This is a genomic window from Streptomyces sp. CA-251387 (assembly GCF_050936625.1).
In the GTDB taxonomy this organism is placed as follows: Bacteria; Actinomycetota; Actinomycetes; order Streptomycetales; family Streptomycetaceae; genus Streptomyces.
The window spans coordinates 5,545,017-5,556,784 of sequence record NZ_JBNJMJ010000001.1 but is presented as its reverse complement, the minus strand read 5'-3'; the positions used below and the strand labels follow the sequence as shown (position 1 = coordinate 5,556,784).

At 70.4% G+C, this 11,768-nt stretch carries 10 protein-coding genes and 1 riboswitch; of the genes, 3 read left to right on the top strand and 7 right to left on the bottom strand.

All coding sequences use genetic code 11. The features are described 5' to 3' along the window. The first annotated feature begins 29 nt into the window (after positions 1-29). Together ACQEV2_RS24940 and ACQEV2_RS24935 are read left to right on the top strand one after the other, a co-directional pair. Positions 30-554, top strand: coding sequence for a DUF6668 family protein (locus ACQEV2_RS24940; RefSeq protein ID WP_433045576.1), 525 nt, complete (start codon positions 30-32; stop codon positions 552-554). A 10-nt stretch (positions 555-564) separates the two neighbouring features. After that, entirely contained in the window at positions 565-2,145 is a 1,581-nt protein-coding gene (locus tag ACQEV2_RS24935; protein ID WP_433045573.1) for an amidase family protein, read from the top strand. Here the strand turns inward: ACQEV2_RS24935 and ACQEV2_RS24930 are convergent. The 5 genes from ACQEV2_RS24930 to ACQEV2_RS24910 all read right to left on the bottom strand — a co-directional run bounded on the left by ACQEV2_RS24930 (position 2,135) and on the right by ACQEV2_RS24910 (position 8,219). Continuing rightward, positions 2,135-3,088, bottom strand: a complete 954-nt coding sequence (locus ACQEV2_RS24930) for an ABC transporter permease (RefSeq protein WP_433045570.1) — start codon at positions 3,086-3,088, stop codon at positions 2,135-2,137. The two genes, ACQEV2_RS24935 and ACQEV2_RS24930, sit on opposite strands and share 11 nt — an antisense overlap. Beyond that, the gene (locus ACQEV2_RS24925; RefSeq protein WP_433045567.1) at positions 3,075-4,238 is read right to left on the bottom strand and encodes an ABC transporter ATP-binding protein; all 1,164 of its coding nucleotides are present in this window, start codon (positions 4,236-4,238) and stop codon (positions 3,075-3,077) included. Before ACQEV2_RS24925 ends, ACQEV2_RS24930 begins: the two co-directional genes overlap by 14 nt. 56 nt (positions 4,239-4,294) lie before the next feature. Next, on the bottom strand, positions 4,295-5,572 hold the full coding sequence (locus tag ACQEV2_RS24920; RefSeq protein ID WP_433045564.1) for a LolA family protein: 1,278 nt from the start codon (positions 5,570-5,572) through the stop codon (positions 4,295-4,297). 306 nt (positions 5,573-5,878) lie between these two features. Next, positions 5,879-6,904 carry a CHRD domain-containing protein gene (locus tag ACQEV2_RS24915; RefSeq protein WP_433045561.1) on the bottom strand — a complete coding sequence of 342 codons (1,026 nt, stop codon included), beginning with the start codon at positions 6,902-6,904 and terminating at the stop codon, positions 5,879-5,881. Positions 6,905-7,208: 304 nt separating this feature from the next. Further along, positions 7,209-8,219: a polyprenyl synthetase family protein gene (locus tag ACQEV2_RS24910; protein ID WP_433045558.1), complete on the bottom strand. Its 1,011-nt coding sequence runs from the start codon at positions 8,217-8,219 to the stop codon at positions 7,209-7,211. A 1,067-nt stretch (positions 8,220-9,286) separates the two neighbouring features. Next, a riboswitch (cyclic di-AMP (ydaO/yuaA leader) is annotated at positions 9,287-9,470 on the top strand. 5 nt (positions 9,471-9,475) lie between these two features. Here ACQEV2_RS24910 and ACQEV2_RS24905 point away from each other — a divergent pair. Next, positions 9,476-10,210 (top strand): LysM peptidoglycan-binding domain-containing protein, encoded by a 735-nt coding sequence (locus ACQEV2_RS24905; RefSeq protein WP_433045555.1) that lies wholly within the window; start codon positions 9,476-9,478, stop codon positions 10,208-10,210. Between the two features lie 61 nt (positions 10,211-10,271). Here the strand turns inward: ACQEV2_RS24905 and ACQEV2_RS24900 are convergent, their stop codons facing one another. Both ACQEV2_RS24900 and ACQEV2_RS24895 read right to left on the bottom strand, forming a co-directional pair. Then, the gene (locus tag ACQEV2_RS24900) at positions 10,272-11,102 is read right to left on the bottom strand and encodes an HAD family hydrolase (protein WP_433045552.1); all 831 of its coding nucleotides are present in this window, start codon (positions 11,100-11,102) and stop codon (positions 10,272-10,274) included. 168 nt (positions 11,103-11,270) lie between these two features. Beyond that, on the bottom strand, positions 11,271-11,732 hold the full coding sequence (locus tag ACQEV2_RS24895) for a carboxymuconolactone decarboxylase family protein (protein ID WP_433045549.1): 462 nt from the start codon (positions 11,730-11,732) through the stop codon (positions 11,271-11,273). Between the last annotated feature and the right edge of the window lie 36 nt (positions 11,733-11,768).

Genomic DNA, 11,768 nt, shown 5'->3' with positions numbered 1-11,768 from the left:
CGGTGGCGTGACGAGGGAGGTGTGCGGGCATGCGCACGGACATGCACGTGCAACAGGGCCGACGGCCGGAGTCCGGTCCCGAGATCTGGATCCGCGGTCCGGTGGCCCTTCCCGAGGAGCCGCCGCCCTCCCCCGCCGCCGGCGCGCCCCGGCGCTTCTCCTGGGTCGGCACGCACGGCGGGGCCGGCGTCTCCACGCTCGCCGCGGTCTACGGCGGCCACGACTGCGGACACAACTGGCCCGGGCCCGCCGATCCGCCGTCGGTGCTGCTCGTCGCCCGCACCCATGCGTCCGGGCTGGCCGCCGCCCTGGGTGCCGTCGAGGTCTTCCGGCGCGGGGAGGCTCCGCACGGGCTCGACCTCGATGCCGTGGTCCTGGTCGCGGACGCGCCGGGGCGGCTTCCGCGGCCGCTCGTCGAACGCGTCAAGGTGATCGAGTCGGTCATCGACGTGTACCGGGTGCCGTGGGTCCCCGCGTGGCGGCTCGGCGACCTGAGCGGACAGCCGCCTCGGGAGACCGATGCGTTGACGCGGCTGACGGGACGGGGGCGCTGAGAAACAGCCCATGACGACCGCGCCCGGTCCCGGCTCCGGCCACGGCCGCCCCGATGCCCGCCCCAGCCCCGACTCCGGTCCCGGCCCCCATCTTGATCCCGGCTCCGACCCTGACCCTGCCTCCGGCTCCGGCTCCGGCTCCGGCTCCAGTACTGATCCCGGCCGCACCCCTGCCCCCCTGTCAGCCCAAGAGATCGCCTCGGCCGTGCGCGCGCAGACCCTCCGCGCCGTCGACGTCGTCGCGGCCGCGCTCGAACGGATCCGGCGCGCCGATCCCGTCCTGTGCGCCTTCATCGAGGTGTGGGACGAGGAGGCCCTTGAGCGGGCCCGCGAGGTGGATGCCCGAGTGGGCGCGGGTGAGCGGCTGCCGTTGGCGGGCGTGCCGATCGGGGTCAAGGGGCGGCACGGTCTGCGCACCGCGGGCCCGCTGCTCGCGGCGGGGTGTGTGGCAGTGGGGGCGACATCCGTTCCTGGGCCGGGAACTCCCTGGCAGACCTGGGGGCTTGGCCGGTACGGCCGTACGGTCAACCCGTGGCGGCACGACCGTACGCCGGGCGGCTCCTCGGCCGGTTCCGCGGCGGCGGTGGCGGCTGGGCTGGTGCCGCTCGCCACCGGGAGCGACGGGGCCGGGTCGGTACGGATTCCGGCGGCGTGGTGCGGGGTCGTCGGGCTGAAGGTGAGCAACGGGCGGTTGCCGTCGGCCGACCGTACGGGACTCATGGCGCCGGGGGTGCTGGCGCGGTGCGTGGGGGACGTGGGGGCTTACTGGGGCGTCATGTCGGGGGCGTACCGGGGAGCGGCGCCGGGGTGCGGGCCGAGTGCCGATGGGGTGCCGGGCGGACGTGGCGAGCCGCGGGCGGGCGGTTCGGCTGCGGCGACACCCAGTGCGGCTGCGACGACACCCGGCGCGGCTGCGGCAACATCCAGCGCGGCTTCGGCCACGTCCAGCACGGCCTCGGCAACATCCAGCACGGCCTCGGCAACACCCGGCGTGGACTCGGCGGCACCCGGTTCGGCCTCCACGACACCCAGCGAGTACGCCACCCCAACCGCCGTATGGTCCCCCGACCTCGGCTTCGACTCACCCGACCCGGACGTCGTCGCCGTCGCCCACTCCGCCGCCGTACGACTGGCGGCAGCCGGCGCGATACGGCTCGTACGCCCCGCCGTCCCCCTCCGCCTCGACGACCCCGCCCCCGCCTGGCTCGCCCTGCGGACCCCGGGCGCCGACCCCGGCCCCGCCCACCGCATCAGGGCCGCGAACGACAGCCGCCTGGACGCCCTCTTCGCCCGCGCGGAGCTGCTGCTGACCCCGACCGCCCCCATCCCGCCGCACGGCCACGAAGGCCCCGGCGACCGGTACTCCACCTCGCTGACCTGGGCGTTCAACCTGAGCGGGCATCCGGCGATCAGCATTCCGGCGGGCTTCGGCCCCGACGGCTGCCCGGTCGGGCTCCAGCTGGTGGCGGCCCACGGAGCGGAATCGCTGCTGCTCGGCGTGGCAGGGGTGGCCGAGAGGCATATCGGGCCCTGGGGAACGGCAGGTCACCGACCCGCTGGTCGGAAGCGGTCCCGAGAACCTAGGCCGTGACGTCCTTCGCCGTGAACCTCGCCCACGCCGCCGAGCCGAATACCGCCGCGTAGAGGGCTTGTATGCCCAGGTTCTTGACCAGGTCGTCCCAGTAGACGGGTTCGCGCATGAGGTCGGCGAAGGACAGCCAGTAGTGGGAGAAGAGGTACGGCTGTATCGCGTGGAGCTGGGGGATCTGGTCGAGGATCTGGACGGTGATCAGCAGGCCGACCGTCGTCGCCATCGCCGCGATGCCGCTGTTGGTCAGCGTCGAGACGAACAGGCCGAGGGCCGCGACCCCGATCAGCGACGCGGCGACGACCAGCGCGATCAGCAGGGCGCGGCCGAGGCCTTCGGCGAAGCTGATCCGGGTGCCGGAGATGGTCGTCAGGTCGCCGAGCGGAAAGAGCAGCGCTCCGACCGTTAGGGCCGAGGCCGCGACCACGAGGGTGGCCACCAGGCAGAAGGCCATCGTGGTCGCGTACTTGGTGAGCAGCAGTCGGGTGCGGCCGGCGGGGGCGACGAGGAGATAGCGGAGGGTGCCCGCGTTCGCCTCGCCCGCTATCGCGTCGCCCGCTATGACGCCGATCGCCATCGGCAGGAAGAACGGGAGCGTCGCGGCCAGCGCGGTGAAGACCAGGAAGAGACCGTTGTTGGTGATCTGGGAGATGAAGGCCGGACCGCCGCCTTGCGGGCCACCGCCCCCCGCCGACGAACCGTCGCCGGTCTCGATCTTCACGGCGATCCCGACCAGGATCGGTACGGCGGCCAGGACGCCGAGCAGCGCGAGAGTGCGCCAGCGTCGGAACGTGGTGATCAGTTCGCTGCGGAGGAGGCCGAAGGTCCACAACGGGTTCGGCTTACGGGTCGACGGACCGCGTCCACGGGTTGCTTCGACCTGCGCCGCACTCTGCGACGCCTCAACCTGCGACGCCTCACCCTGGGACGCCTCAACCTGCGACATCGAACCCCTCTCCCGTGAGCGCCACGAACGCATCCTCCAGGGAGGCCCGTTCGACACCAAAGCCGCGGACGCGGACCCCGGCTGTCACCAACGCCGCGTTGACGTCGGCGAGATCACGATCAGGAGGTTCCGCGGTCACCCGGTCGTCGGCGATGACGATGTCACCCGCGCCCTGCTCCTTCAGCACCCGGGCCGCGTCCGAGGGGTCGGGCGTGGTCACGACGAGCCGGCCGCGCATCCCGGCCGCCAGATCCGCCACCGCGCCCTGGGTGATCAGCCGGCCCTGCGCCATCACCGCAGCGTGCGTGCACACCTGCTCGATCTCGTCGAGGAGGTGCGAGGAGAGGAAGACGGTCGTGCCGTCGGAGGCCAACTCCCTGATCAGGGAACGGATCTCGCGCATGCCCTGCGGGTCGAGGCCGTTGGTCGGCTCGTCGAGGACGAGGAGCCTGCGCGGCTGGAGCAGCGCGGCCGCGAGCCCCAGTCGCTGCTTCATCCCTAGCGAGTACGCCTTCGCCTTCTTGCCCGCGGCGGCCGTCAGGCCCACCCGGTCCAGCGCGGCCGCGACGCGGGCACGCCGGGTGCGCGGATCGGCGGTCGGGTCGGCGGCGTCGTAGCGGATGAGGTTGTCGCGCCCGGAGAGGAACCCGTACAGGGCGGGCCCCTCGATGAGCGCGCCGACGTGCGGCAGTACGGCGCGCGCGGCCCGAGGCATGGGCTGCCCGAGGACGTGCGCGGTACCTGAGGTGGGCGCGATGAGGCCCATCAGCATGCGGATGGTGGTGGTCTTGCCGGAGCCGTTCGGCCCGAGGAAGCCGAAGACGCTGCCCGCCGGGACGGTCACATCGAGACCGTCCACGGCGAGCTGCCCGCCGCGGTAGCGCTTGGTGAGCGCGCGGGTGGCGATCACCGTGCCGCCGTTGCCGACCTGGCCGGTCTGGCCCGTCCGGCCCGTCTGATCGACCCGGCCGACCCGAGAGCCTTGCTCAGCCCGGGAGCCCGGCTCGGGCTGAGCAACCTGCTCCGGCTGAGCAGTCTGCTCCGCTGGGTCGGCCTGTTGACCATGATCCGTCTGAGCAGCCCGACCGGCGTGACCGGAGGGACCGGCGTGATCGGCCTCGGCGGTGTCCGCGGCGGGCAGTTCCTCCATACGCTCCTCAGGCTCCTCGGTTCATGGTGCGTGTACGCCGGTCGGCTCCGGGCCGGTCACTTCGCCGAGTTGGCCGCCTTCACGAGCGCGTCCTTGTCGACCGCGCCCACGTAGACCTTGCCGTCGTCCGTGACCAGGGCGTTGATCAGGCGGGTCTTGAAGACCGTGCCCGAGCCGAACTTGCCGCTGACCTTGTCGCCCAGGGAGTCGAGGAAGCCGCCCAGGTCGCCGCCGGCCTCGGCGCCGGAGGGCACGCCCTCGCCGCCGGTGTCGAAGACGGCCACGGAGTTCCAGCCCTCGCCGATGACCTCGGGACCGCCCTCGCGCGCCTTGCCGTGCTCGTCCCCGGACTTCAGGCCGCCGAGTTCCTTGTCGAGCTCCTTGCGGAGTTCGTCCTCGGACTTCGCGGAGCCGTGCTCCGCAGCCGCTCCGTCTAGCTCGCTCTCCTCGGTGACCTTCGCACCCTTCGGCGGGGTGAAGTCGAAGGTGGAGGCGGCCGGCTTGGCGAAGCTGACCTGGGTGAATCCGGCGTCGACCACGGCCGCACCGCCGCTCGACGGGGTCAGCGTGAACTTCAGCGGCATACCGGTCTTGGCGTCCACGGCCACGGTGATGGCGCCGACCGTGGTCCCGGACTGCTTCGGCTTGATGAGCAGCCGGTACGCGTCCCGGCCCGCGACCTGCGCGGTGCCGTCGACGGTGACGGACGTGGTGTCGTCGACCGCCTTGAGCGCCTCCTCGGCGAAGTCCTTGGGCGTGGCGGGAACGTCTTCCTTCTCCTGCCCGCCCCTCGCCTCCTCGGCGGTGCCGTGGAAGACCTCGTTCGACTTGCTGTCGTAGCCCCAGACGTCCTTGCCGTTGTGAATGAGGCTGTACTCGGCGGCGTTCTCCAGCAGGGAGAGCTTCTGCCGGTCCGGGCCGTCGGCGGCGACGCGCAGCGTGTGCGTGCCGGACGCGAGCTCGGTGAGCTTGGCCGTGGGATCGGCGGACGATCCGTCACCCGACCCCGACCCCATGGCGCCTGAGGCGAGGCTCGACTCCAGTCCACCCAGGTCGGGCAGGCCCAGATCGGTGGTGATCTTGAAGGTGCCGGACATCTGCTGTACGTCCGACTGGGCGATCTTCTCGATGAGTTGCTGCGCGGTGATCTCCGGCAGGTCCGGGTCGCCGGAGTCGGCGATCGCCGGGACGAGCCCGATGGTCGCCGCCGCGACTCCCACGACCGCGACCGGGACGACGTACCGCGCGGCCTTGCGCCGTCCCGCGCGCAGGTCGTCGCGCGGGTCGTCGCCCTCCGCGGCGGTCGTACTGTCGTCGGATGCGTACGGTGCCATGTGTGCCTTACCTCCGTCGTCGGCGGCGGCTGTCCTTCTCTTTTGCTCGCCCGCGAGTCTTACGACCCCGCACTCGTCCACCCCTGAGCCGCCATTCTCACCCGAATCGGTGAGGAGTGGTGATTTCCGTGGTTTCCATCTGACCAAATAAGTCAGGGAGATTCGTCAGCCTTCGGAGCCAACTCCACGTACACCTGCGGTATGACAGATGGGGGCGGCGCCTCCCCCGACCCGTAGGGGTCGGTGCGGGGAGACGCCGCCGAATGGCCCCGGATGGCTCCCGATGGCTGCGAGTGGCTCCGTGGGCTAGCCGTTGATGAACACGTAGTCCGCCTGGTACGGCACGCCGACGATGGCGCCGGGCTTGCACGAGCCGGTCGGGGCGACGCCGCCGACGGTGTTGAGGCGCAGGATCTCGGCGGTGTCGGCGAGCAGGCCGTGATGCTTGCCGGACTGAGTGGCCTTCAGGTCGAGCTCGGGGATGTTGCCGGCCCCGTTCGGGGTCCTGGAGATGACGGACCCGGTCACCGCGCTGCCGTCCCGCGCGATCCACTGCGGCGTACCGGAGTTGGGTGCGACGAAGGAGTGCGCGATACGGCCGCCGAGTACGGCGCTGACGTCCCGCTGGGCGAAGGCGTACCCGCCGCCCTCGGCCGGCTTGCACTCGTAGATCTGCTTGCCCTTGATGACGGACGCCTGGAAGTTGTGGAGCGCGTCGCGGAAGTCGAACTCGGCGACGGTGACCTTGTGGAGCTGACCCCGTACGGCACCGCCAGGGAACTCGGCGGTGTGGAGGTTGGCGTAGAACGAACTCGGGTCGGTCTTCAGGGCATCGAGGAGGGCGGGGTCCTTCACGGTGACGCTGCCGGTGAGGCTGTGGCCCTTGCTCTTGCCGAGGAGGCCGCCGAAGTCGACCTTGATGCCGCCGTTGGTGCCCTTGGCGCCCCGGTGGAGGTGGAGGGCGGTCGGTTTGCCGGTGCCGCGCCAGGTGACGGCGACGGACACCTTGTCGCCCTTGAGCTTCACGAACTGCAGGGCGGCTCCGTCCTTGTCCCCCACGGCGGGCCCACCCGGGACGGGCACCTCGTTCGCCCCGCGAAGGCTTGCGGCGAGGAGGGTGCCCCCGGTGCCGCCACTGACGGCCCCACCACTGGCGGTCCCACTCTGACTCACGATCCCCTGCGCGTCGCCTCCGGAATGGCCCGCGTGGTCAGCGCGGTCGCCTCCGGCGGCGAATGCGGGAATCACCGCGGCGGCAACACCACCGACGGCGGCCACCGCGACAGCGGTGACGATCAGGCTCTTACGGCGCTTCGAGAACGTCGCGTTCATGCCCATGATTCTGTTTTCTCCCCGTAGTGCAGCCGACGCCCCCTGCGTCAGCTTCTGGGCATGAATACGGAGTCGATCTTAGTTTGGACTCAGTCCAGCTTTGTGATGCGCGTCACACTCAGGGGAGGGCCTCTGGGGCCGCCGTTCAGTCCGTCCGGCGTGTGAGGACGAGGCCCCTTCAGGGCCGAAGCGGGGGTCTGGGGGCGCAGCCCCCAGGAACCGGGGTCGAGCAGCCCCAGAAACCGGGGTCGAAGAGGCAGAGCCCCTGGGGATGGGACGGGTAGGGGCGGCGGGGGCGAAAAACCTACCCAGCCCGATGCACCACGGCGTCGCACAACTCCATCAACGCAGCCTTGGCATCAAGGTCCGCCAACGGCGCCAACGCAGCCCGCGCATCCTCCGCATACCGCACCGTGTCCCGCCGAGCCTGCTCCAACGCCGGATGCACCCGCAACGCGGCCAACGCCTCCGCATGCCGCGCATCATCACTCAGATCGGAGTCCAGCAGCTCGCACAGCGCGACATCCTCCGCCAGCCCCAACCGCTCGGCCCGCTCCCGCAACCGCAGCACCGGCAGCGTCGGAATCCCCTCACGGAGATCCGTCCCCGGCGTCTTCCCGGACTCATGGGAGTCACTCGCGATGTCCAGCACGTCATCCGCCAGCTGGAAGGCGACCCCGAGCCGCTCCCCGTACTGGGTCAGCACATCGACCACCGTCTCGTCGGCGCCCGACATCATCGCCCCGAACCGGCACGACACCGCCACCAGCGACCCGGTCTTCCCGCTCAGCACATCCAGGTAGTGCTCCACAGGGTCCCGCCCGTCCTGCGGCCCCGCCGTCTCCAGGATCTGCCCGGTGACCAGCCGCTCGAACGCCTCGGCCTGCACCCGCACCGCCTCGGGCCCGAGGTCGGCGAGGATGTGCGAGGCCCGCGCGAACAGGAAATCCCCGGTCAGAACGGCGACCGAGTTCCCCCAGCGGGTGTTCGCGCTCTCGACGCCCCGCCGCACCGCCGCCTCGTCCATCACGTCGTCGTGGTACAGCGTCGCCAGATGGGTCAGCTCCACCACCACCGCCGACGGCACGACTCCCGGCGCATACGGATCCCCGAACTGGGCGGCGAGCATCACCAGCAAGGGCCGGAACCGCTTTCCACCCGCTCGCACCAGATGCTGGGCGGCCTCGGTGATGAAGGGGACCTCACTCTTGGTGGCTTCGAGCAATCCCTCCTCGACAGCCGCCAATCCGGCCTGGACATCGGCTTCCAGAGCCTGGTCCCGCACGCTCAGCCCGAACGGCCCGACGACGGTCACGAGGGGTCTCCTGTCTGCTGGTGTCTACTGGCGGTTACACGGTTTGTCGATAGGTCGCTGCCATCACTCAAGTCAGCGTATCCGGTCACGTTTCGATCACCGATGCCGCCCACCCGTCCACCACGGGCGGTATCGGATCACGACCGGTATGTTTTTGATCACCTGATAAGGCCGGACATCCATCGACATATAGGGAAGTATCCGCCTACGCCCCGATCTCGCGTCGTCATCGAGCCAGGCAACGGCCCTCCACCCCGCGACGCCCGCACCTCCCCCGACCGGCCCAGAGACACGCTCACCCCGCACCCTCATGTCTCACCCCCCGACGCAACCTCGGGCGGCATGCACATGCCACTCCGACCCATCACCTCCACCTCCGCCCCTCGGGCACCCTCACCCTCCCGGGGCGCCACCCAGGCACGCCGGCGTCACCCCTCTCAGACCGCGACCCTCGCGCCCGAGCCGCCCGAGCCGCCCGAGCCGCCCGAGCCGCTCAAGACGATCACCACGGTCGGCACGGCCATCCCGGTCGGCGCCGCGGACGATCACCATGACAACGACGCGCACTGCACGGCGGGTTCCCCTTCGCGGTCGACATGCACAATCGAGGCACTTCAGCCTCGAAGTGGGCGGCATCACCGGGGCGTTGGGGCACCCGAAGGCGTCACCGCGCGACCTTCACCCTGAAACCGGCGGGAACCACCCGGCACTTCCTGGCAAGGCGATCCACGGACAGGACGAAGAGGTGCTTTTCCATCGGACACGGGAGAAACGGACTCCACGGACAGTCGGTTAACGGTGAGTTGGACTCATTGCCCGATATGCCGCCCTTGTGGACGCCAGTGAGTTGAGTCACGCGGCCGCCCCCACGCCCCCAACCCGGCACACCCCATACCTCCTTGCCCCAAGCGCAAGTTGAGACTTGGCAACCGCAAAGGATCAAGCACCCCATACACACCAGACCATGGTCAACCGGTACGACAGACGACCTTGGCACTTGTTCCGGGCATGTGCTCTCGCATACGTTCCCGCTCAGTCGGGCGGACGCCGAATCCTGCCGCCGCCCGAGTCATCCATCGACGCACTCACACACGCACGGCAGGAGCGGGGGACCCAGGTAAGTCGCCGAACCGGCCGCCTTGATGGCGCACCGGAGCGGCTCGGGGTGAAGTCGCGCTGCCGCAGGGCGGCGTGGCCGGGCATCTCCCGCCCGAACCCGACAGCTCACCTCGCAGGCGTCGGAGAGGAACAGCGCCATGGCCCGAGGCAAGCACCGCCGCCCCCGCACCAACCCGCTCACCCGACACGTCGTCGCCGCCGGAACCGGCACGGCCGCTCTCGCCCTCCCGCTCCTCAGCGCGACCACCGCGAGCGCCGCAGAGCCCGCCGCCCAGGCCCCCGCACCGGCGAAGGTCGGGTCGGTCACGTACACCACGAAGAAGGGCGACTCGCTCTACGGGATCGCGGACAGGTACGACGCCCAGGGCGGCTGGCGGCAGCTCTACAAGGACAACCGCAAGGCCATCGGCGACAACCCCCGGTTGATCCACCCGGGCCTCGACCTGAAGGTCCGGGCGACGAAGAAGGCCGGCACGACGGCCGGCAAGGCGTCCGCCCCCGCCAAGAAGTCCTCCGTGGCCCGCGCCACCCAGGCTTCCGTGAAGACGTTCCCGAACAACCTCGACGGCTGGATCCGCAACGCGCTGGACATCATGGCGCAGAACGGAATTCCCGGGTCATACGACGGCATTTACCGCAATGTCATGCGTGAGTCGTCCGGCAACCCCACCGCCATCAACAACTGGGACTCCAACGCCGCCGCGGGCACCCCGTCCAAGGGCCTCCTGCAGGTCATCGACCCGACCTTCGCCACGTACCACGTGCCCGGGACGGTGTACGACCCCTTCGACCCGGTCGCGAACATCGTGGCCGCGTGCAACTACGCGGCCGCGCGGTACGGCTCGATCGACAACGTGAACGGCCCCTACTAGGCCGGCAACCGGCCCAATAGCCCGACCACGCAAAGAACCAGCCTCGCCGGGCAAAGGTTCCTTACTGGGCGAAATCGGCCATACTGCCCGCGAAGAGTCGCTCGAGGACGACGGCGATACCGTCGTCCTCGTTCGACAGGGTGATCTCGTCGGCGACCGCCTTGAGTTCGGGGTGGGCGTTGGCCATTGCGACGCCGCGGGCGGCCCAGTCGAACATGGGGATGTCGTTGGGCATGTCCCCGAAGGCGATGGTCTCGTGCGGCCCGAGGCCGAGATGCTCGGCGGCGAGCGCGAGACCGGTCGCCTTGGTGACGCCGCATGGCTGGAGTTCGACGGTTCCGGGCCCCGACATGGTGACGGTGGCCAGGGAGCCGACCACCGAGCGCGCCGTCGCCGCCAACTCGTCGTCCGAGAGGCTGGGATGGCGCAGCAGCACCTTGCTGATCGGCTCGCACCACAGATCGTCGCGGTGCCGGACCCGTACGGCGGGCAGAGTGGGGTGGGGCATCAGGTACCCGGGTTCGATGAGCGTGAGCCCGTCGACGCCGTCCTGGTCGACGGCCGCGTACACCTGCCCCACCTCGGCCTCGATCTTGCCGAGCGCGGTCTCCGCCAACTCCCGGTCCAGGGTGACGGACCACAGCAGACGGTCCGCGCCGGCGTCGTACAACTGCGCGCCCTGTCCACACACCGCGAGCCCCCCACCGCCCAGTTCGTCGAGGAGCGGCCGCACTCTGGGCGCGGGGCGCCCCGTCACGACGAGGTGCTGCGCACCGGCCGCCGCCACCAGCGCGAGCGCATCGATGGACCGGTCCGAGAGCGTGTCGTCGCCTCGGAGCAGGGTCCCGTCCAGGTCAGTGGCGATGAGTGAATATGCGATAGGTGCGGCCATGATCAGAGAATACGGACAGGACGCCCCATCGACTCGACTCGAACCGGACGGCTGCTGTGTTCACATGTGTTGACACCTGTTCCGGTTGCGGACCGGGTTCCGGTTCTGCCCCCGGCCCTGTTCGCCATTGTCCTTTCCCTCACCAACTTCCTTCCGCTTGTGGCGATTTCACCCCCACGTGGTGCCTGCGGGCTCCTTGATGGTGGTGTTGATGCGATTGAACATGTTGATGACGGCGATGGTGAGAATCAGCGCCGACAGCTCCTTCTCGTCGAAGTGGTCGGCCACTTCGTCCCACAGCGCGTCCGGAACCGACTCGTGCGAACGGTCCGCGAGCCTCGTCATCGCCTCGGTCAGCTGCAACGCGGCCCGCTCGGCGTCGGTGAACCAGGGCGCCTCGCGCCAGGCGGAGACGGCGTCGATCCGCTCCTCGCTTACCCCTGCCTTGCGCAGGTTGCCTGCGTGGCCGTGCACACAGGCGCCGCACCCGTTGATCTGACTGGCGCGCAGCCCGACGATCTCGGCCAGCTCCAGGGCCAGGCCGCCCTCGCCGAGCGCCTGGAGGAGGGTGCCGATCCCCTTCCCCGCGCCGGAGAGGATGTACGCCGGGTTGGTCATCCGTGCCTGCATGATTCGTGCCTCCCGTGTCAGTGCTTCCGTCTTCAC